We start from the raw sequence: 26,378 nt of genomic DNA, 5'->3' as shown, positions 1-26,378 counted from the left end.
ACCGATGAGGCTGCAATCCCCATGCTGATGACACTTAAACGGATCGTTCAGGAAGTCAATCAGGTGCCGGTTCTCCATGACGCACTGGGGTTACTTGTAAAACGCGTAAAAGAAGCCGTAGAGGTTGATTCATGCTCCATTTATCTGGCCGACTATGAGCAACAACATTTCGTGTTATCTGCAACCGAAGGTCTGGCTCGTGAAGCCATTGGTAAAGTTTCTGTCGGATTTTCCGAAGGACTCATAGGTCTGGTTGGACAGCGAGAAGAACCGCTAAATATTGACGATGCACCCTCTCATCCACGCTTTAAGCAATACCCTGAAGTAAAAGAAGAGTCGTATCACGCTTTTCTGGGTACCCCGATTATTCATCAGCGCAAAGTCCTTGGAGTACTTACCCTTCAGCAATCAGGATCGCGAAAATTCAGTCAGGACGAAGAGGCATTCCTGGTCACTCTGGCCGCTCAGATCGCACTGGAAATTTATCACGCTAATGCCAGGCAGTTAATTGCCACCGAAGGGGTGGTTGACGTCAAGCGCACGCAGAAGTCTGTACTCGGGATCCCCGGCTCAGCGGGGCTGGCAATGGGCGCCGGATTCATTCCGGATCGCAAGGTCGATTTACAGTCACTGGTTGTGTCTCGTTGCGAAGACGAACAGACAGAGATTGCAACCTATCGTCAGGCTGTGCAGCAAACCCGTGAGCAGGTGGCCGAACTATCTGGCAGTCTGGAAAAGGCAATTCCCGATGACGTCAGGGCAATTTTTCAGCTATATCATCACTTACTCGATGCCAACAGCCTCGGCAGAGAAGTAGAAAGTAAAATTCGCGAAGGCTGGGATGCAGCTTCAAGTCTGAAAATGGTGGTCGAAAGTTATGCCAACCAGTTTCGCAACATGGATGATCCCTACATGCAGGAGCGCGCGATAGATATCATCGACCTGTCTAATCGTATCCTGGTGAATATGCTTAGCATGACCTACGGACAGGCCTTTATGACAAGGCAGCCTGAAGGTGATTGTATTTTAGTCGCTGAGGAAATTAGCGCCTCAATGCTGGCGGAGTTTCCCAAACAGTATCTGCGCGGGATCATCTCCATGCGTGGCTCGAACAATTCTCATGCCGCCATTCTGGCTAGAGCCATGGGGGTGCCCGCAGTAATGGGGGTCAGCAATGTACCCATGTCGATGTTGGAAGGTAAAGATATCCTATTAGACGGCTATTCAGGTGAAGTTATCGTGTCGCCTGGCAAGACGATTCGTAAGGAATTTGCCCAGCTTATTCAGGAAGAACAGGAGCTCTCAGTTCTGATTGATGCACAGGCAGACCAGCCATCGATCACCCAGGATGGTTGCGAGATGGCCCTTTTCCTGAATGCCGGCCTGTCAGCAGAACTGGAAATTACACAACAGTCAAAGGGCGATGGAGTGGGGCTATTCCGCACGGAGGTGCCCTTTATGCTTCGTGAGCGTTTTCCATCGGAAAGCGAACAATATGAATTATATTTAAGTGTTCTGCGTGCTCACAGTGGTAACGCAGTGACCATGCGAACACTGGATGTAGGGGGAGATAAACCATTACCTTACTTCCCGATTAATGAAGAAAACCCCTTTCTGGGATGGCGTGGAATTCGGTTAACCCTGGATCATCCGGAAATATTTCTAGTCCAGATCCGCGCAATGTTGCGCGCTAGCATTGAAGAGCCAAACTTACATATCATGCTGCCGATGATCACCTCCGTTATGGAAGTAAAAGAAGCTCGGCGCTTGATTAGCCAGGCATTTTATGAAGTGTCGGAGGAAGCACGGGCGCAGGGAAAAAAGCTGGAGATGCCAAAAATTGGTGTGATGCTGGAAGTGCCTGCGATTTTGTATCAAATTCCCCATCTGGCCCGCAAAGTAGACTTTTTCTCGGTCGGCAGCAACGATTTGACGCAATATCTGTTGGCTGTAGACCGCAATAACGCGCGAGTGGCCCAGCTATACGACAGCTATCATCCGGCTGTACTTTCGGCGCTGAACGATATTATCAAGCAGTCTAATGAGCATGGTGTGCCAGTTACTGTGTGCGGAGAATTGGCTGGAGAGCCTGGCGGCGCGATCCTGTTGATGGCGATGGGGTATCGAAAATTAAGCATGAATGCCCACAACCTGTTGAAAGTGAAATGGGTGATCCGCAGCGTGAGCCTGATGGAAGCAAAGGACCTGCTCGAAGAAGTGCTTACCCTTGCTGACCCCGAACAGGTCAAAGAATGTATCAACCAATTCCTTGAACAGATGGGCTTGGGAGGATTGGTCAGAGCGGGTCTGTGATCACATCCCCGCGCCTTCCTGCTTGTAAACAACGCCTTGCTTCATCACAAACGTCACGTCTTCCATTGCCGTTATATTTTCAAGTGGATTATGTTTAACGGCAATAATATCCGCTCTTTTTCCCGCGACTAATTCGCCACGGTCATCAACGCCCAGCAGTTTAGCCGCATTGATGGTCGCCATACGTATTGCATCCACCTCGCTTATACCCATTCTAACCAATGCGGCAAATTCCAGTGCCGTTTTGTGATGAGGAAAAACACCGTTATCTGACCCGAATGCCATATTGACACCGCCTTCATATGCCAGTTTGAAGCTCCTGACAACCAGCGGCTTAAGATATTCATTTTTTGCTACTGTGGCAGGTGGCGTATCTGGTGCAAGCTCAAATTCGTTCAGGTAGGCCTGAGGCACCAGAAATGTACCTCGCTCTTTCATCAGTCGCACAGATTCTTCAGTCAGAATGGAGCCATGCTCAATTGAATCGACTCCAGCACGCACAGCCGCATTGATGCCCACTGTGCCATGAGCATGCGCGGCAACCTTCAAACCTAACTTATGGGCTTCTGTGACGATTGTACTGAGCTCGTCAATCGAAAACTGTTGCGCACCGACTTCAGCGTTTTGCGAGAATGAAAACACGCCGCCTGTCGCACACACTTTGATGACTCTGACACCGTGTTTTGCCTGATAGCGCACGGCTTTCATTACCTCGTCAACGCCATCTGCAATGCCGCCCTTAGGACCCAGTTCCAATACGTTCGGCGCATAACCGGTCCAGTCGCAGTGTCCACCGGTAATTGAAATCGCGTGTCCAGCAGGCCAGATGTCAGGTCCGGCGACATGTCCAGCGTCGATGGCCCGCATTAGGGCAACATCCGGAAAGCCCGGTTGCGCGCCAAGATCCCGAATGGTGGTGAAGCCTACAGCAAGTACGTCTCGGGCAAAGCGCACCCCCTGTAGAGCCCAATCCGGCGCGGTTTGCCTTGCCACAGCCGTAGTCCAGTCATCGCCTGTAAAGTAGTCGCCGGTGATGTGCGTATGCATATCAATCAGCCCCGGCAGTAACATCGCATCGCCCAACTCGACAATTTGAACATTACTCGGTGTGTTGCTCGGATTAACGTCTGTAATTTTTCCATCGCTGATAAGAACGTTCGCAGGCGACAACACCTTCCCGGAGCGCACATCCAGCATACTGGCTGCCTGTAATAATAAGGTTTCTGCTTGCGCAGCGCTCACCGAGATTAGAAAAGAAAATACAATAAATAAAAGCCGATATGACGAAAGGGGGGATTGTGGGCCCATCTTGTGTCACTTCCTTGCTGTGATGAAGTACTACAACGATAGACGCAGATGTCAGACTATTCAAAGTAAGCTCTCGAATGTTTACGATGCGGTGATTCACATTCTACTTTTTGTTCACGATTACTTCGTCTGAGTTAATGCTGAAATTAGAGGAGAAAAGGGTTCACTGTGAACCTACATAAGCCCAGCATTCGACCTCTATCGCCCCACCTTCAGCTAATCCATTTGCGCCAAACGCACTTCTGGCGGGATAGGGTTTGTCAAAATAGGTCACATAAACCTTGTTGAATTCTCCCCAAAGGCTGATGTCATCTATCATGACCGTACATTTGAATATATCGTTCATGTCATATCCCAACCGAGTTAGTGTGCCTTTAATATTGTCCATGGTTTGTATGGCTTCTGCTTTCATGCCTCCAGGCGCCAGCTCACCGGTGGTTGGATCAAAGCCCATTTGTCCGGATAGAAACAAAATGTCACCCACTCTGACCGCTTCTGAAAATGGCATCGAGTCGTCGTGTAGGTTTGTATTAAGATGAGTCACTGGCTTATCTGAAGCGTAAGAGTCCGCACTCCACAAGGAAGACAGAACGAGGACAAGCACACATAGAAATGATTTCATTCGTTGACTTCACTATCGCATCGATAATTTGAAATATAGCATCGCATGGTGAAAAGCAGGGGACTATTTCTATTTTTCCAATGCGCTGTATCTGCCATATCCATCAGGCTTTTGGCTTGTTAACGCTTTTCATAACCCACTTTGTGGCCTTCTCTTGAGAGAGGGGCTTACTAATAAAATATCCTTGTCCGTAATCGCAATTATGCTCTACCAGAAAGTCCCACTGATCTTGCGTCTCTATGCCTTCTGCAACGACTTTAATATTCAGATTGTGGGCTAATGAGATGGTAGCTTTGACAATTTCCTGTGCACCCTCGTGCGCTTCGTTTCGGTTTATCAACGAATCTACAAAGCTACGATCAATTTTAAGTACCTGGACCGGTAACTTATCTAGATAAGACAGTGATGAATATCCAGTACCAAAGTCATCAATTGCGAGCTCTATTGACCTGCTAATTAAGTCATCGAGAAGCGTATTCACATTTTCCGAGTTGTCCATTAACGCGGTTTCAGTAATTTCTAACTTCAGTTTATCCGCACTGACCTGTGTTTCACTGAGTATATTGTCGATATGCTCGAGTAGATCTGGTTGATTGAGCTGCAGTGCAGACAAATTGACTGCCATGGTTAACTGCGGGTCAACATCAGGTAGGGACTGCCAGCATTGCAGTTGCCGCACTGCCTCGCGAATGACCCACAGTCCTATGTCAAAAATAAGCCCTGTCTCTTCAGCGATTGGAATAAAACGATCGGGAGGGATCAGTCCTTGAGACGGATGCTGCCAGCGTAACAAACACTCAAAGCTTTTTAATTGTGATGTCTTGAGATCGATAATTGGTTGATATTCGAGGAACAGCTGCTCTTTCTCGACTGCATGATAAAGATCAGACTCAATCGTCGCCTGCTCGACATCTTTATCTCGCATTTCCACATTAAAAATTTGATACGTCCCTCGACCTTTTTCTTTCGCCTTATACATCGCTGTATCTGCGTCTCTAAGCACCTCTTCAGATTTGGTATAAGTTCTGTTACAGATGACCATACCAATGCTGACACGAAAATAGGTGGTTAAGTGTTGCAGTTGAAACGGTTGATTAAAAAGCTGAATGATAGATTCTGGCACCTTTGTCACTGACTGCTGATGTTCTACATCATCTATCAGAACAGTAAATTCATCCCCTCCTAACCTTACCGCATGACAATTTGCAGGTAAGTTATTAGCAAGTCTATTCGCCGCTTCCTTAAGGAGTAAATCACCAACACTATGTCCATGAGTGTCATTGATACGTTTAAATCGGTCACCATCGATGAAAAGAAGTGCAAAGCCACTATGGCCATGTTGTGTTTTGGAAATAAGTTGCTCTAACTGCTGGAGTAACCAGGGGCGATTATGCAGACCGGTAAGAGGATCGTGAAACGCCATATAAAACAGCTTCGCTTCAGCTTCACGACGCTGTGCTTCCTCAGCGGTTAGCTCTTGAGTGCGTTTTTCGACCTTTTTCTCTAGTTCTTTGTTCAATGCTCTGATGAAATTATTTGCAGATGCAAGCTGAGCTGTCTTATCTGCAACCAGACTCTCTAATTTAAGCTTTTGCTGACCTGCATGCCGCAGTCGCAAATAAATGATCCCGTAAATAAGCAGCAAAGCAGACAAGACATACAGTGTCATTGCCCACCATGATTGCCACCAGGGTGTGAGGATAGTAATTGCTACGCTAGCGGGTTGCGCACTCCAGATACCGTCATTGTTTGCAGTATAAACTTCAAAGGTATACGAACCTGGATCCAAATTGGTGTAACGCACACTACGTTGACGACTGTCAATTTCAGTCCAATCTGTCTCTAATCCTTGCAGGCGATATTTAAACCGATTCTTTTGCGGTGAGATAAAGTTCGTAGAGACAAAACCTATAGAAAAGTGGCGTTGTTCATAAATCAGGTTAAGTTCTGCTTTAGTCCTTAGGTTGATATCTTTGGGTGAAGTGTCCGACCCCGAAGATGACTGGGGTAGAAATCTTAGCTGGGTAAGATATACGTTCGGCGGTGTACTGTTAACCGGCAGTTTTAGCGGATTAAAGAACGATATTCCGTCTGTACCTCCGAAGTACATGGTGCCATCGCGAGCAAATAGGTGGCTAAAACGATTAAGCTGGTTACCTGCCAGGCCATCCAACTCGTCGAAGATTTGAAATGACTCGCTTTGGGGATCAAAACGATTGAGACCTTTGCGAGTGCCTAGCCATAAGTAGCCTTTATGATCCATTTCTATGGATACCACACTGTTGTCGCTTAATCCCTGATTAGTGGAATACGAGCGTATATCACCCGAATCTGGTTCAAACCGTGTTAAGCCTTTTTCACTGGCTATCCATAGTGGACCGTTGGGCTGTTGAAACAGGTCGTTGACACTACCAACATCCAATTGTGAATACCGCTCAAACTCTCGTTGGTCCTTGTCAAAGAGTTCTATGCCATCTAAACCACCAATCCAGTACTGATACTCCCTGTAAGGTTCTATTGCGTTTATTGAATGATTTGTAATATCCGTTTGAGTGCGAGAATTCTGGCTAAGAAATGACTCAAACGTCAAATTTTCGGGATCAAGAACTTGCAGGCCTCTGTCCCACACACTGATAAGCAAGTGTCCGTCATGACTGCGGACAATGCGGAATATGTTATTTTCTGCCAATCCATTGCTATTCTCAGCTGTGATATTGCTGAAGTGCATTGCTGCACGGTCTAGTTTAATCAGACCGCCAGCCCAGGATCCTAACCACAAGTTGCCGTTAATATCTTGTTCAATGGCTAAAATTGAATTACTGCCCGGTGAATTTGGGTTGTCAGGCTGATGGCTGAAATTTGTAAACTGCTTGGTTTTAGGATCATATCTGTCCAGTCCCCCGCCATCTGTCGCTATCCAGATCTTGCCTTGTTCATCCTCATGAAGGTCGAGGACATTATTGAACGACAGACTGTTCTTATCATTAATGTCGTGCTTAAACGTAGAAAATTTTTCCAGATGTTCGCTAATTCGATAAACGCCGAACTTAGCTGCGGTGAACCAGATTGTCCCGTCATCATCTTCGACTATGTCCGTAATAGACGCGGGCGGAAAACGATTGTCTCGTGTGGACGATGCCGGCATGTGGAAAAAATTATCGGTTTCAGGTTGATATTTGTAGACGCCCTGCTTGTCACTGCCAATCCATAGCTCTCCTCTCGAGTCCTCAAGCAACGATGTCATTTCCATGCTTTGCAGTGCGCCGGAGACATTAGGCTGTGCGGTATAATGTTTAAACGTCTGCTGGTCAGGCGAAAATCTATACACACCAGATGAAGTCGCAAACCAAATGTGGCCAGACCGGGTTTGGGTTATATCCCAAATCCATCCATCTGGAAGAGGATGTACTTTTTGCTCCAGTGACTTTCTATCAAATTCAACAAGTCTGTCACTAAGTGACACCCATAATTTACGGTCATCTTTGTGGCGAAAAATTGAGTGCACTATCGATGATGACGTTTCAGTGAAATATTGCTGAAGAACACTGCCGGTTTCCGGATCCAGAAGTTTGAGGCCGAAACCATCTCCCCCAATCCACACCAGGTCATCTTGATCGATAAAGATCGACCACACGCGTTTGTTATCACTCACATTGTATTCGGTGAACGTATTGCGAGTTGGATCGTAGCGAACTAATGTGTTGCCACCTATCCACAGATCGCCATTTGGCGCTTCAACTATTTCGGCGATACTATTATTCAGGGCCTGAGGGACATTGGGAGATGTTTTGAAGTCGCTAAGCGTGTATCCGTTATATCGCTTAAGACCGGTGTCTGTGCCAATCCACATCATACCGTTCTTATCTCTGAGCAAGGTAAGAAAGTAGTCTCTGGGTGAGCCATTTTCCAGATACATCGGGTGGACATTTGGCTGCGCTGATAATGTGAAACTTATCAAAAAAAACAGCGCGCTCGCCCATACATGAACGACGCTAAAAACGCGTTTACGTGAAAAGTGCAATATGTTCAAAGTGTGTTAGCCACATCTACCACTACGCAGTACCCTACTACCTAGGAATAACGTTTTTTCTTCTTACCTGAACGAATCATTTCCTTATCTAATGTAAGAAAGATGAGTGAAAATGCAAGTGCGGAAGTGCCAGCATTCATACTCCACATGGTCAATAGACTAAGAGATCTGCACCCGCTCTGAAAATTAGTCATTAGACTAATAAATCAAGTGCTCAACATAACCGAAACTCTGAAGCAGTTAAGATCCAGTCCTGTTATACTTTGCGGCCACTTTTCAGGAGCGGGTTACGTCGGTTTGGACGCTGTGTTATTCATTATTGCTATCTGTGCGGCGCTAGGGATCATCGTCGGCTTTCTGGCCGGGATGCTTGGCATCGGTGGTGGCTTAATCATTGTCCCGGTGTTGAGTTATCTGCTCGCTTCTGTTTTACCCCTGGATATGTCAGTGGCAATGCCAATGGCCATTGCGACGTCGCTATCAACCATTATCCTAACCGGTTTATCTTCGTCTCGAGCCCACTTCAAACTAGGCAACCTGAATCGATTTGTGGTGCTGTGGTGCGCCTCTGGTATTGCGGTCGGCGCGGTTATAGGCGCGCAGTTAGCCACGCGCATGCCGGTCGAGTTATTAAAAGGGACTTTTGCCGCACTGGTGCTAGTGATCGCATCACATATGGCCTTTGGCGGTCGAAAAGAATCAAAGCACGAAGTCAACCGCGGAATATTACTCACAATAGGGCTAGGCACGGGCATCATTTCTGCGATTATGGGGATTGGCGGCGGTGCGCTATTGGTACCAGCACTAGTATGGTTCAGGGTGAATGTACGTCAGGCAATTGGCTGTGCAGCACTTTGCGGTCTGGTCATCGCTCTGTTCGGCACCATCAGTTTTGTCATCGCTGGTTGGCAAGACCCGCGTTTTCCTGATTTTTCGCTAGGTTACGTCTACCTGCCAGCATCTATCGGGATCGTGCTGACGTCAATGGCCATGGCTGGGGTCGGTGCCAGGGTCGGGCAATCGATGAATACTCAGTTGTTGAAAAAGATTTTTGCGCTGTTTCTGGTTATCATCAGCGTGCGCATGATGTTAGGAATTATACAATAACAATGACAACACAAAGCTTTATGCAATTCCCTGCTATTGACCCGGTAATTTTTTCAATTGGTCCCGTCAGTCTGCGTTGGTATGGACTGATGTACCTGGTTGGATTCATTGCCGCCTGGTGGCTTGCCAATAGACGTATGCAGCGCGTCGGATTGAGTAAAGACGACGTAAGTGATTTGCTGTTCTGGTCATTTTTAGGCGTGATTATTGGTGGCAGGGTCGGATATGTCATGTTTTACCAGTTTGACCTGTTTTTATCTGACCCGGTTTATTTATTTAAAATTTGGACCGGTGGCATGTCTTTCCATGGCGGCTTGCTTGGTGTGCTGGCAGCTATGTGGTTTTTTGCAAAGAAAAAAGGTCAACATTTTCTGCAGGTCGGTGACTTTGTTGCGCCTCTAGTGCCCATCGGACTCGGCGCAGGGCGACTGGGTAATTTTATCAATGCTGAACTGTGGGGACGAACTACGGACGTCCCTTGGGCCATCATTTTTCCGGGCGCGGGACCTTCTCCTCGACACCCATCACAGCTATACGAATTTATGCTAGAAGGCGTCGTGCTGTTTGCGATACTCTGGTGGTATTCCAGTAAGCCTAGAGCAACTGGCGCGATTGGCGGTTTGTTTTTATTGGGTTATGGGGTGTTCCGGTTTATTGTCGAATATTTTCGCGAGCCGGATGCGCATCTTGGCCTCTACTCGTTTGGGTTATCACAAGGGCAGCTACTCTGCGTTCCGATGATCCTGCTGGGACTCTGGCTAATGATGTCTGCCCGAAAGCGCGGCATAATAAATCATGCGACCGGCAACTCTTAAATTCAGGAAATCTTGATGCAGCAATATCACGATTTAATGCGCCATATCCTTGAAAATGGCACCCGCAAAGAAGATCGAACCGGCACGGGTACAATCAGTGTATTTGGTTATCAGATGCGCTTTAATCTGGCCGATGGCTTTCCTTTGGTGACAACCAAAAAGTGTCACATGCGCTCGATCATCCATGAACTTCTCTGGTTTTTGAAAGGCGATACCAATATCGCTTACTTGAAAGAAAACGGCGTCTCTATCTGGGATGAGTGGGCTACTGACGAAGGCGACCTCGGCCCTGTATATGGTCATCAATGGCGCAGTTGGACTGGCGCGGACGGACAGGTTGTAGACCAGATAAGTGAAGTGGTCGAGCAGATAAAGCACAATCCAGACTCACGCCGACTCATCGTCAGTGCCTGGAATCCTAGCGTTCTGCCGGATACCCGTTTTTCTCCGAAACAAAATGCTGAGCAAGGACGTCAGGCGTTGCCGCCATGCCATACCATGTTCCAGTTTTACGTGCTTGACGGAAAGCTCTCTTGTCAGCTGTATCAGCGCAGCGGTGATGTGTTTCTTGGCGTACCTTTCAATATTGCCAGTTATGCACTTCTTACCATGATGATGGCTCAGGTGTGCGGTCTTGAGCCTGGCGAATTTATTCACACGTTCGGCGATGCGCATCTGTACGTCAATCACCTGGAGCAGACAAATCTGCAATTAAGCCGTGAGCCCTATCCACTGCCAACAATGAAAATTAATCCAGCAGTGAACAGTATTTTTGACTTTACCTATGACGACTTCGAGCTGTGTAACTATCAGGCTCATCCGCATATTAAAGCGCCGGTGGCGATATAGGATGAGTGAATGACCACGCAAGTACTGATTTGTGATGATTCGGGTTTTGCTCGTCGCCAGATGGCGCGTTCAATTCCTGATGGCTGGGATGTTGAGATCAGTTTTGCTGAGCATGGTCAGCAAGCAATAGAAATGATTCGACAAGGTAAGGCGGACGTAATGTTCCTTGACCTGAATATGCCCGTCATGGACGGTTACCAGACCATGGAAGTGATCCGCAAAGAAGACCTGCCAACGATGGTCATTGTCGTTTCAGGAGACGTTCAGCCAGAGGCCCGTGAACGTATGGTGGGAATGGGCGCACTGGATTTTATTCGTAAACCCATCGATAACGAAAAGCTGGTTACAATCCTTCAGCAGTATGGATTATATAGCGGCGCCTCTAGCGCTGAAGGTCGCCAAAAAGATGTTGCTGCGCAGGTCAAAGGTGGTGCGGAAGACCGGCTTGACGCGTACCGGGAAATGGCTAACGTGGCGATGGGGCAGGCTGGCGAAAATCTGGCGAAGCTGCTCGGCGAGTTTATAAATCTGCCTATTCCAAACGTCAATCTGATTGAGAATAACGAGCTTAATATGGCCATCGCTGATATTAATCGCAATGAGCGGGTATCGGCAGTCTCCAAAGGTTTCGTCAGCGCAGGGATTCAGGGTGAAGCACTGGTTATTTTCAGTGATGCTAACTTTGCCAACATGCTAAAACTACTGAATTATCAGGGTCATAAGCATGATGAACAGCTGGAGTTGGAAGCACTGATGGATGTGTCTAATATCTTGATAGGGGCCTGTTTGAATGCGCTGTCAGAGCAGTTAAATGTTAATTTTAGTCATAATCATCCGATCATACTGGGGCGTCATTGCGATCTGAACGCCCTTTTGGGAAATAAAGAGCGACGATGGCAGCGTATACTGGCAATAGAAATTGCCTATGCGATCGAATCACAGGACATCAACTTCGATTTGTTACTGCTGGTGCCTGACGACTCTATTGATATCATGTTCAATAAGCTGGTAAGTGAGTAACCTGAATGAGCACAGCAAACAGAGTGGCAGATAACGACCTGTCAGACATGCATTGGCAGCATGACCTGCTTGGCTCCATTGAAGTAGGGATAGTGGTTATTGACCGGGATTATAAGGTCAGCGTGTGGAACCAGTTTATGGAAAACCACAGTAACTTGCTGCCCAGCCAGGTAAGGGGGAAATCGATATTTGAGTGTTTCCCGGAAATGGACGTGGAATGGTTTAAGATCAAGGCTGAGCCCGTCTTTACCTTGCGTACCCCGGCATTTCTGATTTGGGAGCAGCGTCCTTTTCTGTTTCGATTCGGTTCAAATCGACCTATCACTTCAGCGTCGGATTTCATGTACCAGAATGTGACATTATTTCCACTGGCATCGCTTACCGGTACTGTCGAAAAAATTTGTCTATTAGTGTATGACGTGACGGATGAAGCTATCAGTAAGCTTAACAGCGAGCGCTTGAACTCACAGCTTCAGCAAATCAGTCGTACCGATGGACTTACTGGTCTATTCAACCGTCGATATTGGCAGGAACAGTTTGAGCTGGAATTTAAAAGGATCCGACGTAATGCCAAACCTGCATCGGTTCTGATGCTGGATATCGACCATTTTAAAGCCGTCAATGATACGCACGGCCATCCCGCTGGCGATCAGGTCATCAAACGGCTAGCGAAACTGATCGGCGAATCAGTTCGCGAGACGGACGTTGCAGGTCGTTATGGTGGTGAAGAATTTACTATTTTGCTACCAGATACGACGGCAAGCTGCGCTAAGCTGGTCGCTGAGAGGATCCGCAAAACCGCGCAAAAATGTGTTGTTACCCATGAGGGTGTCGATATCACTTTTACAATTAGCGTTGGTATCTGCGAGTACACGCCTAACCACAAAGAGCCCATGGCGTGGCTGGAACATGTCGATCAGGCGTTATATAAAGCCAAGCAGGACGGGCGCAATCAGGTAGTGATTAATCAGCCATAACGGTGATTATGTTCTAGCCAGCCCCTTCTCAAGTCGTATTACATCGTCTTTGATGGTGCGTAAAAATAGCAGGCTGGGGATCACCATCAGCGCAGTGAGAATAAAAAACAGACTCCAGTTACCACCCATGCCGTCCACAATAAAACCGCTCGCGGATGCCATAAATGTTCTTCCGGCGGTACTTAGTGAAGCCATCAGGGCATACTGCGAGGCTGAAAATGCTTTGTTGCACAGCAGCGAGATGAACGCGACCAGTGCCACAGAGCTCCAGGCTGCGGTGAACCCATCCACAATTACAGCGGCAGCAAATAAGACCTTGTTCGGGCCGACTTGAGCCATCCATGCAAACATAAGATTGCTTGCTGCCATGGCGATACCTGCAATCATTAGCCCACGATAGATCCCGTAACGGATATTTACCATGCCGCCAATCAGGGCAAACACAATCGTGACCCACCAATTTAACAGCTTCGAGTAGGTCCCTATATCACTGTTGCTAAAACCGATTTCCTTATAAAACACAATACTCATGCGACCCAGGAAGGCTTCGCCAATTTTAAACAGGAAAATGAACAGCAATACGGACAGCGCAAGTTTGACGTTATTGCGTTTAAAAAAGTCACGAAATGGCTCGACCAGCGTCACCAGTAGCCAGCAGCTTATGGCCTGCCACATCGTTGGCGATGCGCTATTGCCCAATAGTGCCTGATAACTCTGCGTAGCTTGCTGTTGCGCCTGCAATCGATGGGTTTGTGGCTCGGGGATAAAGAATGCGGTGCAGCTGAGCAGTAACATGATCCCACCGAGTACCAGATAGACTTCATTCCACTGCCAGCCAGGCATATCCGCCAGAAAAAAGGGAATTGCCCCCAAGCCGCCGTAGCCGGTCCACCAGCCAGCTGTCGCAAGGGCCGAGGCAAGTGACAGTTTGTGTTTTTCGTTGTCACCAATCACATCGATACGGAATGCATCGATGGCGATATCCTGTGTAGCTGAAAAGATGGCAATAAGCAGACCGAACAGGGCAACATTGAACAATTGCTCACTGGCTGTCAGCCTGGACATCAATACACAGCACAGTGAGATGGCCAGTTGCGTGATGACAATCCACCCGCGCCGCTGTCCAAGGAACGGGGGACGGATTCTGTCCAGCAGAGGCGACCACAAAAAATTAATCGAATAGGCAACGAACATCACGCCAAACAGGCCGATAGCTGAGCGTGACAGGCCTTCTTCCTTGAGCCATGCTGACAGCGCAGAGCTGATCATAACCCAGGGATAGCCGCTGGCAATACCAAAACAAAACACGGCGATAAGACGTCTGTCCAAATAGTCTCGAAAATGCTGAAACAAGGGTGATTAACTCGGCGAGAAATAGTCCAACGCTATTGGATCATTTCATCGCAGCGGATGCAAGCAGACTGAGGTAAATGGTTACCTATCTAAGGGCGAATGCCGACGCAGTCAAACGGACAGAATCCTTCGCCATCAAGATACGCAATGCAGGTTTGTAATTCGGTTTTGAGGATCGGGTCCTGACTCAGCTTATTATCTGGCCAGAAATGCATTTGATGAAGAACGTGCCAAAATACGCGCTCTTTCTGACTGTAAGGTTCCTGAGCGCTGCCCTTAATTTGCGCCCATTCTTCCAGCGTGTCCCAAAAGTAAAGATCTAATTCTGAATAAGGTAACAGGCCGCGCCAATAGTTGTGCAGATAATAACTAAGCTGTTGTACTTTGTTATCGATAAACTGGGTGACAGTCACGGCGCTACAGGCGATTTGTGGGTGGTTTATGCTCGAAGTATAGCCGTTAACAAAAAATTTACCTGCAGTAGGCGGTCTATAAGGGCTAGGAAGTTGAATACTCAGCAGATTTTTACCAACCTAAATAGACTAACCAGCCTTGAATCTCCTTTCCAACCCGAGCCATTTGTTGTGCATCGAGTGGCTGACCAATAATTTCCCGTTGTCTGTAATGCATTTTCAGCTCACGTTCCGCCTCTATCTTTCGTTGCTCAATGTGCATTCTGCTCCAGCCGTTATCCCAGTGACTGAATAAGTCCAGAACCGGCATTGGCGTGCGAGCCAGTCGACGGGGTAGGTCATCATTCATTGGCCTGTTTGGTAAGTAAGGTGATAACACCACCAATGCGTCTGGCGCAGCGAGGCTTCCCTCTGCGTATGAGGTGGCAAGCGAGGCGGCTGTGATCCCCTGGCTGATGACCAGAAAAAAGCCAGGATACCTTCCGGCGCGGTTAGCCACTGCGTTAATTCTTTCTCCTAGCGCCTGGGCATTCTGCGTAAACTGTGTGTCAGTCAGAAGCGGCGCAGTATGGAAGCTAGGTACCTGATCGTCTGCTGGAACAGGCTCTTCATCTTCTAAGACACTTTCAGGAGAGGGTGCGGGAAGCTGCATAGTGACCCATCCCCAGCCAGTAAGTTGATTGACCAGCATAGACAGCCCCTGTCCATGCAGCGGGCTTTGTGACGTATCCGAGATAATCACCACCACGCCTTTAGTCAGCGAGGTGCGTGATTCGTGAACCAGCAAAGGTACTTCCTGTTCACCCACCAACAGCACATCGAACTGACCATCGGGCAGATGCTGTCGCCAATCCTGTAAAAGCAGATCGGTAAAGTCGAGCTGCTGTGCCAGAACCTTTGAGGTAGAGCACAGCAAACAAATGAAGAGGAATAACATACGCATAGTAAGATTATCGGCGACAACACTCGATCCCTGAGTGCAAGGTTAACTCAGCGCCTCAGGCAAAGATTAGTTATTCGCCATGTAAAGCGTAGCCGCGTGCTCTAATTCATCGTTACTGGCAAATGGCGCATCACTTCGAAATTGCACCCACTGCTGTTGTCCAGGATGGAAAAATCCCAGCTGCCACGCGTGTAGTTGTAGTCTCGGTGCCTGATAACGAGCATAAGGCTCTCCATACAGTCGATCGCCAAGTATAGGGTGGCCGAGTTCCAGCATGTGTACACGTAATTGATGGGAACGGCCAGTTACAGGTTGCAGTAACATCAGACTCGATGTCCCATCACCAGATACTTTTTGAAAGTGAGTGAGGGACGGCTTTCCTGACGCTTCATCAACCTTCTGTTTTGGGCGGTTTGGCCAGTCGACAATCAGCGGTCTGTCTATGCTGCCCTGAGACTGCGTGACCTCACCATACACTCTGGCGAGGTAGGCTTTGCGGGTCTGTCGCTCTGCAAATTGACGGGATAGTGCCCTGTGAGTGTCCATATTAAGGGGCATAACGATTAAACCAGATGTCGCCATATCAAGACGATGAATAATGGTGGCAGTCGGATAGACTCGCTGCACACGCGATTCTAAGCTGTCCTGATGTGCCAACGCCCTGCCGCGCACGCTGAGTAACCCACTGACTTTGTTTAATACCAACAGGTCATCGTCTGCATGCACGATGGGCAGAAGAGGATACATGGGGGGATCATAAACAAAGTCAGGGTTATACGGCATCGGAAGGTCCAATCACTTCATGTTCACCAGCAACCGCACTGCATCCAGGCGTATTCCGGCGTCTGCAATTGCCGCGTGTAATTGCGTGCGTTGCTCACACAGATAATCTATTTCATCGTCTCGGATCGCTGGATTAACCTTTTGCAGCGCTTTCATGCGCACAATTTCTTCATCCAATTCAGCCTGCATTTTGCGCTGCGCCTCAGCTTTGATGAGCTCCGCTTTGTCGGTAGCGATGTGCTGGCAACGTTCAACACTCTGCTCAATAGCCGGCCTTAGCGCATTGATCAGCTTCGTTGCGATATCTTGTTTCACGCCGGCAACCTGAATAAAGCCGTCATTCAGGAATTCCTCACCATTGGCATCAAGACACAGTCTGATAGGAGTGACGGGTAAAAAACGAGTTGGCTGTAAGCGTTTTGGCGCACTTATCTCGATAACATATAAGGTTTCAATGAAATAGCTGCCGTTTGGTAAAGTCGCGTCACTGATGGTTGCAATGCTGGCGCTGCCCTGCACGTCTCCGATAATCAAATCAATTGCGTGCTGGACAAGCGGATGATCCCAACTTAGAAAGTGTACATGCTCAAGCTGAGTTGCAATCTGGCGTTCATAAGTGACGGTCAAACCTTCTTCATCCAGACCAGGCAGATGGTTAACCAGCGCTTCAGTGGGTCTCAACAGATAGGTCGTTTCATCTTTGTCTTCCTGCAATACGCCGATAGCATCAAAAAGACGTGTCATAAAACGTTCTAGGGTAGGAGACTGATCGGCTTCATGGAGCGTCAGTAACAGATCATCAATGCGGCCTTTGCCAGACGAATTCAATTCCAGCAATCTGTCTCTGCCTTGCTCAAGCTGTGCTCGCATGTGATCACTTAACGAGTGTGTCTCAGCCAGTAAATTTTCACAGGCGCTGGTGTCGTCAGGTGATACAAGACAATAATGCAATGCGTCTTTGACCTGCTCGTACACTGACGTCCCTATTGGGCAGGTCGACGCAAAGGCGTTTAATCCATCGTGATACCAATTAAATAACACCTGTTGTGCTGAGTGTTTAAAATAGGGCACATGAATTTGTACATCTTGCTTTTGGCCTATGCGATCCAGTCGGCCAATTCGCTGCTCAAGTAAATCTGGCAGCAACGGTAGATCAAACAGCACCAGATGATGAGCAAACTGAAAATTGCGGCCTTCGCTGCCAATCTCGCTGCATATCAATACCTGTGCGCCATCTTCCTGCTGTGCAAAGTAGTTGGCTGCTTTATCTCGCTCGATGATACTCATACTTTCATCAAATACCGTATGGCGAATACCAGTCTGCGTTCGTAGCGATTCAGCCAACGCTCTCGCAGTAGACGCACTGGCGCAGATTGTCAGCACTTTGGCCGGGCGCAGTGATGCCAATAATTCATGCCACCAACCGACGCGCGTATCCCACTCAATCCAGTCATGCTTGTCTAAGCAGGTCTCAGGTACCAGACGCTGAGCAAGTCGGTTGTATGTCAGTTCAGTATACTGTTCGGGCATGTCCAGGGGGTAGGCATGTAACTGTCGTTGAGGAAACCCGGCAATACCGGCTCTGGAATTGCGAAATAACATACGACCGGTTCCATGGCGGTCAATGAGGGTTTGCAGCAGACGTTGCTTTTCAACATCGCTGGAAACGTCACACTCCTGCATTGTTGCAACACCGACAAAACCCTCCAGAACGGCGAGTTGAGAATCACTGAGTGGCGCATCAGACAACAAGGGGGTAACGGCATCAGCCAGCTGCGCGTATTGGTTCTCCTGTTCAACAAATTCCGTATAGCTGTGAAAGCGTGCCGGGTCGAGCAGACGTAATCGAGCAAAGTGGCTCATATGCCCTAACTGGTCAGGGGTGGCAGTCAGTAGCAATATTCCTCTGGTCGCTGCAGCAAGGGTTTCTACCAGCTGATATTCTGTGCTGGGGTGATGTTCATCCCATCGCAAATGGTGAGCCTCATCAACAACGACCAGATCCCATTGTGATGCGATGACTGCCTCGTTGGCACCTTGGTGATGCGCAAGAAAGTCCAGACTACATAAGATCAGTTGCTCGTTGTCAAAAGGGTTTTGCTGTTCTTCACTTACTGCGCTGAAGCGTTCCTCGTCGAATACCGAAAATGACAAATTAACTTTACGCAGCAGCTCAACCAGCCATTGATGCACCAGACTGTCAGGGACGATAATCAGCACGCGTTGTGCAAGGCCATTAAACAACTGTTGCTGAATAATAAGTGCAGCCTCAATGGTTTTACCCAAGCCCACTTCATCAGCCAGTAATACCCGCGGAGCGGCGCGCTGTCCGACTTCCCGAGCAATATGCAACTGATGGGGGATCAGTTGCACTCTGGCAGACGCGAAGCCGACCAGACCTGACTGCACATGAGTGAAACGATGATAGTGGCAGGCTTCTCGAAGACTGAACCATTTAGGGGAATCGAGTTGCTGGTTTAGTAATCGCAGTTCGGGTTGATTGAGTTGATAATGGTGATCGAGCTGAATCTCCGCTATTACCGCTTCGCTGCCGTTGTCATCCCTGTGCCCGAGATAATACAGCAGCCCTTCTTTGTGCTGCACATCTGTGATGGTCATCTGCCAACCATCGACGCTAGTAATTGTTTCCCCCGGCGCAAAGGTTACGCGCGTAAGTGGCGGATTCTGCCTGGCGTAATGCCGGGTTTCTTCTGTAGCAGGAAATACGATTTCGACAGTACGTGTTGAGAGTGAAATGACGACACCCAGCCCAAGCTCGCTTTCTGCGTTACTTAACCAGCGTTGACCAACGGTAAAGTCGACGTGATGGGGCATGAGACTCTCCACAACAAAATTAATAAGGGCACTAAAAAGGGCGCAGATTCTAGCGCGAATATGAAGGTCTGTCTGTAATGGCCGACTAAATTTTCGACGCTTGGCAGGGAAAGCGAAAGAGGGGCAGACACGATTGTAAAAATGCATGCACAAAACAGATGATTACCATGTAAAAGTGGTTTAAGGTGATTACTGAGAGTTCACGTTAATGTGGATTCTGGCCGACCCCATTTGGTCGGTTGTGCTGCCAGTTCGGATTTACCTGGCCACGCACCGGCCCGGAGTAGGACTGGCATGTTGATGCAGAAGTTGACCTTCTGCATTGTGAGCCTTGTTTGCCTACCGGAGCGATGGATGCCAAGAAAAAAAGACGCCTCGACTAAACTGTACGTCCTCGATACAAACATTCTTCTGCACGAACCTTTCGCCTTTCTCTCCTTTAAAGAACACGATGTTGTGGTACCAATGACGGTACTGGAAGAGCTGGATTATATAAAAGATAGTAAAAAGGACGTCGCCAGGGATGCGCGGGTATCAATTCGCGCAATGGAAGACTTGCTTCACAACGCCAGCCCTGAACAAATGATCGAAGGTGTATCAATGGAGGGCAATGGCTCTGGTGCGAATGCACCCACCGGACGTTTGTCGATTTTTTCAGATCATGGACTGGACAAACAGCATCAGGTGTTTACCAGTAATGAAAATGACAACCGTATTATCAATGCGGCACTGCATTTACAGAAAAAGAAAGCTCCCCGCCAGGTGGTACTGGTTACCAAAGACATCAATATGCGCCTTAAAGCCAAGGGTGCAGGTTTGGAGCTGGTTGAGGACTATCGAACTGACCAGTTGATTAGCGACATCAAGTATCTCACTAAAGGTTTCCATCAATTTGAAGGGGATTTTTGGCAGCAGGTTAAACAGGTCGAGAGTCGTACAGAAGGACGCGATACCATTCATACCATACCCAAGCAGGTCCTGCCCGAAGCCTATATCAACGAATTTCTGCTGGATGATTCGCAACATTTTGCTGGCCTGGTCGAGGCCATGAGCGACGAGTCTCTGGAAGTACTAGACTTGGGTTACGAGCGACTGATGGGTAAACAGGCATGGGGTATCAGTCCTAAGAACATCAATCAGGCGATGGCCCTGCATTCGTTGTTAGATCCCCATATCGACCTCGTGATCCTGACCGGTCCAGCAGGCAGTGGTAAAACACTATTGGCGCTGGCAGCTGCGCTTGAAATGGTGGTTGAGCAGAACATGTACGATAAGATTATCGTTACGCGCAGTACCCCGGAAATCGCAGAGTCTATTGGTTTTTTGCCGGGCACAGAGGAAGAAAAAATGGCGCCATGGCTGGAAGCCATCACCGACTCACTTGAGGTGCTGCATAAAAATGATGAAAACACCAAAGGCTCAATGAGCTATATCATGGAGAAGGCGAATATTCAGTTCAAATCAGTGAATTTTATGCGTGGTCGCAGTATTCAGAACGCCATAGTCATTCTGGATGAGTCACAAAACCTGACGGCCTCACAGCTAAAAACCATTATTACCCGCTGTGGCGAGGGCACTAAGCTAATCTGTAGCGGCAACCTGGCACAAATTGACAGTAACTATCTTAGCCCTGTTACCTCCGGTCTCACGTACCTGGTGGAGAAGTTTAAGAACTTTTCTGGCAGTTCGACGGTGTATCTTAACGGTGTGGTGCGCAGCCGTTTGGCCGAGTTTGCTGAAGAGCGAATGTAACCATTGGCAGCTGACCCCAGTAAGGCAACAGTACTGATCGTTGACGATGAAAAAGTCAACTTGCACATCCTGGCCCAGGGGCTGAGTCAGGAGCATCATGTGCTGTTTGCAGAGTCAGGCAAGCAAGCCATAAAGTTCGCCCACGAACAGCTTCCTGATCTCATTCTTTTGGATATCGACCTGCCCGACATGAACGGCTATGACGTATTAAGACGTCTAAAAGACGATCCAGAGACGATGAAAATCCCGATCATCTTTATAACCGGCCATGATTCAGATGAAGATGAACTGCATGGTTTGGAGTTAGGTGCCGTCGATTATTTTACCAAGCCGTTCAAAATGGCACTGGCGAAAGTCAGAATTAATAATCAACTGGATTTAAAACGCAAAACGGATTTGCTTGAGCAGCTAGCCAGTATAGATGGACTGACCGGTATCCCTAATCGCCGAGACTTCGATCAAACCCTGGAAAATGAATGGCGACGAGCAATGCGCTCTTCCTCTGCGCTGGGCCTGGTGATGATCGATATCGACTTTTTTAAACAATTTAACGACCATTACGGGCATGCAAAAGGCGATGCTTGTTTAAAACGTGTGGCAAGTAAAATTGATAGCATCGCCAGACGTGCCGGCGAGTTTGCCGCCCGCTATGGCGGTGAGGAGTTCGTGGTACTGCTGCCGGGAGCAAATGAGGCTGAAGTCACCAAAATGGCCGAAAGGGTTCGCGCTGGAGTGGAAAAACTTGCCATCAAGCATGAATACTCGGGATGCAGCGAGGTAGTGACAGTCAGCGCCGGAACCGCGTCTTGTGTGCCTGACAAATTAGGTGGACAAACCGAGTTATTGCAGCGAGCTGACGATAATCTGTATGCGGCTAAAGAAGAGGGCCGCAACAGGGTAATTTCATCTAATTAAAGGATTCAAAGGTATAGGCACCGTTACCCAGATCCTGCAAACTGCGTTGAGCAACCTCGCCAAGCGGCAGCAGTGCCGGCCCTGTTGGCTCCATCAACAGATAACTGATGCCATCCAATTGCACATAATTTTCATTGCTTCTATGTGGCAACGCAACGCCCAGCAGGGCGTGGTTGGGAAGGTAGATCATGGCCATCGGAAGCTGTGGGAGCAGTGCTCTTATCAGCGCACCGGCAAGTACGCTCTTGCTGTCACAGTCGCCGCGATTATTAACTAATACCTCGATGGGCGCAGCATAGCCTGAGCCGTTACTACGCAGTCTGTCCTGCAATGTGCTATACGGAATGGATTGTACCCAACTTAGCAGCAAATTGATGTAAACCCTGGATTCACTGTCCTCAGGAATTTTCTCATATAGCGCCTGAACGGCTGGCACCAGCGCATTAACACTTTCTTGGGCATACCGAATGTGATCGGGTTTTACCGCTTGTTGACCGAAATGATTGCGAAACAACGTGTAGTAATTCTTTTGCAAATAGCCGTCATACGCCTGTTGTTGCGCTTGTTGCATACTTTGTTGCCACTGCTGCACCAGAGCGGGAGAGCTTGCGGCGACATCAATCATGATCTGGTCGCCACGCTGTTCAATGCTGATGCGAGCCTGTTTGGGGTCAATCTGCCGGGCTTGTTTAAGAAGTTCAACTGCCACATGTCGCTGGGCAATCTGAGGACGGTACTGGGTTCTGCTTTGCTGGCTTTCTGGCATGTCAGCCATATTTAAGTCAAATGCTAACTCATGGACCTGTTGAGCCGCATCCTGCCATTTATAGAAAAAGCTGGCCTGCTGGCCTGTGATGGATTTGGTAAAAGTAAGCTGACGCGCCTGACACGTTTGATTCAGGAGCAGAACTAAAAACACAGCAAAAACGTAGCGCAAAAATACACCCCGCAACATGTATCGCTATCTAAGCTTAGCTTACAACCAGCAGTAGCGGAAAGTTTATGCTCTGTCTTGATGAAACCAGTTCAGCTGTTTATGTAAGGACACCACGCTACCGACGATGATCAGTGCAGGCGGTGATATCCCGGCCTGCGCTACCAGAGATTCAATGCTGGTCAGCGTGCCTGTGACAACGTGCTGATGAGGCAGTGTTGCAGAGGCCACCAGAGCGATAGGTGTGCTCTCTGGCATGCCGTGCTCTATCAGCTTCTGGCAAATAATGCCTAAGCCTGTAAGCCCCATGTAAAACACCAGTGTCTGCTGCTTTTGCACCAGAGCTGGCCAGTCCAGGTCGATGGTGTTGTCACGCAAGTGTCCCGTTGCAAACACCACTGACTGCGCATGGTCCCTGTGTGTCAGAGGGATCCCCGCGTAGCTCGCTGCCCCCGCTGCTGCCGTGATGCCGGGCACAACCTGAAAACGAATGTTGTTTTCTATTAATGGTTCGATTTCTTCCCCGCCTCGACCGAATATAAATGGGTCGCCACCTTTTAACCGCACCACCCGGTTGCCAGCTTGCGCCTGATCGACCAATAGCTGATTAATATCTTCCTGAGGAAGCGTGTGCTTGCTGCGTGCTTTGCCGACGTAAATTTTTTCTGCATCACGACGTACCAGCTCAAGTACAGCAGGGGATACAAGACGGTCATAGACCACAACGTCGGCTTTTTGCATTAACCGTAGCGCGCGAAACGTCAGCAAGTCAGGATCGCCAGGGCCTGCACCGACCAAATACACTTCCCCCTGCGTGCTGTTGTCATGTTGGTAGTCATGCAAACGTTGTTCAAACAGCTCCTCAGCATGCTTATCGTTGCCTTGTAATACCTGCTCAGCAACGTCGCCATCCAGAATATCTTCCCAAAAATAGCGGCGTTGGGTAACAGAATTGAGCGACTGCTTGACACGCTCACGGAAACGTTCTGAGAAACGGCCGAGTCTGGCTATGCCATGTGGTATGACAGACTCAAGCTTTTGTCTCAAATAACGAAGCAGAACGGGGGCAACACCACCGCTGCTCATCGCAATAATGATAGGCGAACGGTCAATAATGGATGGCGTAATAAATTGGCACAACGGCGTGTTATCCACCACGTTAACCAGGATATCTCGCTCACTGGCATCATGGTGAACCTGGCGATTGACGCTGTCCTGATCGGTCGCGACGAAAATCAATCGCATTCCGTCAAGATCATCCGGGTGATATTCGCGCGGGATATAGTCCACTTCGCCTGCATCAATCAGTTTCTTCACTGTATCACAGGCCCACGGCGCGACGACGGTGATATGAGCTTCTGATTTGAGTAACAGTTCAATTTTGCGCGCAGCAACTTCTCCTGCACCTACGACCAGGCAGGGCAGTTCAGCGGTATCGATAAAAATCGGGAAGTAGCGCATAGCGTGTTAGTAGCGAGCAAGTGGAAACAACATAACGCTATTTTGCCTGAACGTTATATCGTGAAAAGAAATAAAAAAGAAATTATTATAACTAAATTGGAGATTACATCAGGCTGCACAGTGCTTGCACAGCCTGATGCTCCATTTATTAATTGCGGCGCTTTTTCGGTGGGTTGTCCTGCCACTCGCGAATAGACAGTCGCTGCCCTGCGACTCTGGCTTTGGACAATACTTCGCGAGTCTCGGCGGGCATGCCCTCAGGCAAGTCGACGGTGCTGTAGCTGTCAAAAATTTCAATCGCGCCAATGTGTTTACTGTCTATGCCTGCTTCATTCGCAATTGCACCGACTATGTTTCCGGGTTTGACGTTGTGGGCATAGCCAACGTCCAGTCGATAACGTTGCATGCCAGGCTGCGGTTTGCCACCACGCTGACGAGGCTTGCGCTTGTCATCGCGCGGACCTTTGCCACGCTCACCGCGATTTTCACGGCGGTCAGGACGGCCACGATCTTCCCTAGCTGGCTTTTTATTCAGATCCGGCCGGTCTTGTTCACTGAGTAGCAGCGGCTCATCACCCTGGGCAACCTTTATTAACGCTGCCATCAGCTTCTCGGGAACGACTTCGGTTTCCTTCTGCAGAGCCTCGACAATCGGCATCAAACTTTCCAGACTGTCATCTTCAATCGCGTCATGTACGGATTGCTTGAATCGACTCAAACGGGTTTCATTGAGCTGCGTAATCGACGGGATAGGCATGGGCTCAATGCGCTGTTTGGTGGTTTTTTCAATCGCAAACAATAAGCGTTTTTCACGATGTGAAATAAACAAGATGGCATCCCCTTCACGCCCGGCACGACCTGTACGTCCGATCCTGTGTACATAAGACTCAGTATCGTAGGGGATATCATAGTTGATAACATGGCTGACGCGCTCTACATCGAGACCGCGGGCAACCACGTCAGTGGCAACCAGAATATCTATCTGTCCCTGGCGCAGTCTATCAACGGTGCGCTCTCTGGATTTTTGCGGGATATCACCATTGAGGGGTTCAACATCATAACCTCGGGCCGCGAGTTTTTCAGCCAGCTCGAGTGTAGCCGTTTTGGTGCGCACGAAAATGATCATGCCGTCGAACTCTTCGACCTCCATAATGCGAGTCAGAGCTTCCAGTTTATGGTGTCCGGCAACCTGACAGAAACGCTGTCTGATGGTGCTGGCGGTGGAGACTTTCGATGCAATTTTGACGTGCTTCGGCTCGTTCAGATAGCGTTGCGCAATCTTTTTGATTGGCTCTGGCATCGTGGCTGAAAACAGTGCCGTCTGACGCTCTTTCGGCGCATGGCTCAGGATCAGTTCAACATCATCGATGAATCCCATGCGCAGCATCTCGTCCGCTTCGTCGAGTACTAGAAATTTTAGATTGTCGAGCTTCAATGTACCGCGCTGAATATGGTCGATAACGCGCCCAGGCGTGCCTACTACCACTTGCACACCGCGCTTTAACTGACGTATCTGATTATCGTAGGCCTGTCCGCCATAAATAGGTAATACTTTGATCTTACGAGAGAAACTGGCATAAACCTGAAACGCCTCCGCAACCTGAATCGCCAGTTCACGGGTGGGGGCAAGTACTAATAACTGCACATGGTTGGCCTCTGCATCGAGGTTAGCCAGCATAGGTAAAGCAAATGCGGCTGTTTTGCCTGTACCGGTTTGCGCCTGACCCAATAGGTCATGGCCTTGCAGGAGCAGCGGAATACTCTCGGCTTGAATGGGAGATGGCTTCTCGTAGCCTACTTTTTCAAGTGCCTGAAGAATATGTTCAGGCAAATTAAGGTCGTGAAAAGTCACGTTAACTTCGGTTGTCATTTAGTATCCTGATAGTGTCGGTCTGGCTGGGGGCGGTTTGACCGGAATGACCAATGACTATCCGGAAGAGGCCCTGCG

Annotated in this window: 19 protein-coding genes; 8 read left to right on the top strand and 11 right to left on the bottom strand. The window is 48.6% G+C overall.

The annotated features are described in order from the left end of the window. Positions 1 to 21 precede the first annotated feature (21 nt). Positions 22 to 2,313, top strand: a complete 2,292-nt coding sequence (gene ptsP, locus G441_RS0110890; RefSeq protein ID WP_026376382.1) for a phosphoenolpyruvate--protein phosphotransferase — start codon at positions 22 to 24, stop codon at positions 2,311 to 2,313. On the opposite strand, the gene G441_RS0110885 is transcribed toward ptsP, so the two are convergent. From G441_RS0110885 to G441_RS19315, 3 genes are all read right to left on the bottom strand, one after another. Beyond that, on the bottom strand, positions 2,314 to 3,555 hold the full coding sequence (locus G441_RS0110885) for a metal-dependent hydrolase family protein (protein ID WP_169726076.1): 1,242 nt from the start codon (positions 3,553 to 3,555) through the stop codon (positions 2,314 to 2,316). A gap of 229 nt (positions 3,556 to 3,784) precedes the next feature. Further along, positions 3,785 to 4,243, bottom strand: coding sequence for a RidA family protein (locus G441_RS0110880; protein WP_026376380.1), 459 nt, complete (start codon positions 4,241 to 4,243; stop codon positions 3,785 to 3,787). Between the two features lie 103 nt (positions 4,244 to 4,346). Beyond that, positions 4,347 to 8,159, bottom strand: coding sequence for an EAL domain-containing protein (locus tag G441_RS19315; RefSeq protein ID WP_051275535.1), 3,813 nt, complete (start codon positions 8,157 to 8,159; stop codon positions 4,347 to 4,349). A 411-nt stretch (positions 8,160 to 8,570) separates the two neighbouring features. Here G441_RS19315 and G441_RS0110870 point away from each other — a divergent pair, with 411 nt between their 5' ends. The 5 genes from G441_RS0110870 to G441_RS0110850 are packed head-to-tail and all read left to right on the top strand — an operon-like array spanning position 8,571 to position 13,041. Then, on the top strand, positions 8,571 to 9,380 hold the full coding sequence (locus G441_RS0110870) for a sulfite exporter TauE/SafE family protein (protein ID WP_026376379.1): 810 nt from the start codon (positions 8,571 to 8,573) through the stop codon (positions 9,378 to 9,380). A gap of 2 nt (positions 9,381 to 9,382) precedes the next feature. Beyond that, positions 9,383 to 10,195 carry a prolipoprotein diacylglyceryl transferase gene (gene lgt / locus G441_RS0110865; RefSeq protein ID WP_026376378.1) on the top strand — a complete coding sequence of 271 codons (813 nt, stop codon included), beginning with the start codon at positions 9,383 to 9,385 and terminating at the stop codon, positions 10,193 to 10,195. 15 nt (positions 10,196 to 10,210) lie between these two features. Beyond that, a complete protein-coding gene (locus G441_RS0110860) occupies positions 10,211 to 11,044 on the top strand; it encodes a thymidylate synthase (protein ID WP_026376377.1) in 834 nt (277 codons plus the stop codon). A gap of 9 nt (positions 11,045 to 11,053) precedes the next feature. Beyond that, on the top strand, positions 11,054 to 12,064 hold the full coding sequence (locus tag G441_RS0110855; RefSeq protein WP_026376376.1) for a response regulator: 1,011 nt from the start codon (positions 11,054 to 11,056) through the stop codon (positions 12,062 to 12,064). A 5-nt stretch (positions 12,065 to 12,069) separates the two neighbouring features. Beyond that, entirely contained in the window at positions 12,070 to 13,041 is a 972-nt protein-coding gene (locus G441_RS0110850; protein ID WP_156896350.1) for a sensor domain-containing diguanylate cyclase, read from the top strand. Between the two features lie 6 nt (positions 13,042 to 13,047). On the opposite strand, the gene G441_RS0110845 is transcribed toward G441_RS0110850, so the two are convergent. The 5 genes from G441_RS0110845 to rapA form a co-directional block, all read right to left on the bottom strand. Further along, positions 13,048 to 14,370, bottom strand: a complete 1,323-nt coding sequence (locus tag G441_RS0110845) for an AmpG family muropeptide MFS transporter (RefSeq protein ID WP_240485126.1) — start codon at positions 14,368 to 14,370, stop codon at positions 13,048 to 13,050. Between the two features lie 113 nt (positions 14,371 to 14,483). Continuing rightward, the gene (locus tag G441_RS0110840; RefSeq protein WP_026376373.1) at positions 14,484 to 14,807 is read right to left on the bottom strand and encodes a hypothetical protein; all 324 of its coding nucleotides are present in this window, start codon (positions 14,805 to 14,807) and stop codon (positions 14,484 to 14,486) included. Positions 14,808 to 14,919: 112 nt separating this feature from the next. Next, positions 14,920 to 15,750: a DUF3530 family protein gene (locus G441_RS18500; protein WP_051275533.1), complete on the bottom strand. Its 831-nt coding sequence runs from the start codon at positions 15,748 to 15,750 to the stop codon at positions 14,920 to 14,922. Between the two features lie 66 nt (positions 15,751 to 15,816). Beyond that, positions 15,817 to 16,533, bottom strand: coding sequence for a pseudouridine synthase (locus G441_RS18495; RefSeq protein ID WP_051275531.1), 717 nt, complete (start codon positions 16,531 to 16,533; stop codon positions 15,817 to 15,819). A gap of 12 nt (positions 16,534 to 16,545) precedes the next feature. After that, positions 16,546 to 19,368 carry an RNA polymerase-associated protein RapA gene (gene rapA / locus G441_RS0110825; RefSeq protein WP_026376372.1) on the bottom strand — a complete coding sequence of 941 codons (2,823 nt, stop codon included), beginning with the start codon at positions 19,366 to 19,368 and terminating at the stop codon, positions 16,546 to 16,548. Positions 19,369 to 19,722: 354 nt separating this feature from the next. Between rapA and G441_RS0110820 the strand changes: the two genes are divergently transcribed. Further along, complete coding sequence (locus G441_RS0110820; protein ID WP_026376371.1) at positions 19,723 to 21,120, top strand: PhoH family protein; 1,398 nt, start codon at positions 19,723 to 19,725, stop codon at positions 21,118 to 21,120. Between the two features lie 3 nt (positions 21,121 to 21,123). Beyond that, positions 21,124 to 22,035, top strand: a complete 912-nt coding sequence (locus G441_RS0110815) for a GGDEF domain-containing response regulator (protein ID WP_026376370.1) — start codon at positions 21,124 to 21,126, stop codon at positions 22,033 to 22,035. On the opposite strand, the gene G441_RS0110810 is transcribed toward G441_RS0110815, so the two are convergent. From G441_RS0110810 to G441_RS0110800, 3 genes are all read right to left on the bottom strand, one after another. After that, positions 22,028 to 22,972 carry a hypothetical protein gene (locus tag G441_RS0110810; protein ID WP_240485125.1) on the bottom strand — a complete coding sequence of 315 codons (945 nt, stop codon included), beginning with the start codon at positions 22,970 to 22,972 and terminating at the stop codon, positions 22,028 to 22,030. The two genes, G441_RS0110815 and G441_RS0110810, sit on opposite strands and share 8 nt — an antisense overlap. Before the next feature lie 63 nt (positions 22,973 to 23,035). Further along, positions 23,036 to 24,430 carry a siroheme synthase CysG gene (gene cysG, locus G441_RS0110805; RefSeq protein ID WP_026376368.1) on the bottom strand — a complete coding sequence of 465 codons (1,395 nt, stop codon included), beginning with the start codon at positions 24,428 to 24,430 and terminating at the stop codon, positions 23,036 to 23,038. A 148-nt stretch (positions 24,431 to 24,578) separates the two neighbouring features. Then, the gene (locus G441_RS0110800) at positions 24,579 to 26,300 is read right to left on the bottom strand and encodes a DEAD/DEAH box helicase (RefSeq protein WP_026376367.1); all 1,722 of its coding nucleotides are present in this window, start codon (positions 26,298 to 26,300) and stop codon (positions 24,579 to 24,581) included. Between the last annotated feature and the right edge of the window lie 78 nt (positions 26,301 to 26,378).

This window comes from Aestuariibacter salexigens DSM 15300 (assembly GCF_000429145.1).
Taxonomy (GTDB): Bacteria; Pseudomonadota; Gammaproteobacteria; order Enterobacterales; family Alteromonadaceae; genus Aestuariibacter; species Aestuariibacter salexigens.
This window is presented reverse-complemented; position numbering and strand designations above follow the sequence as displayed.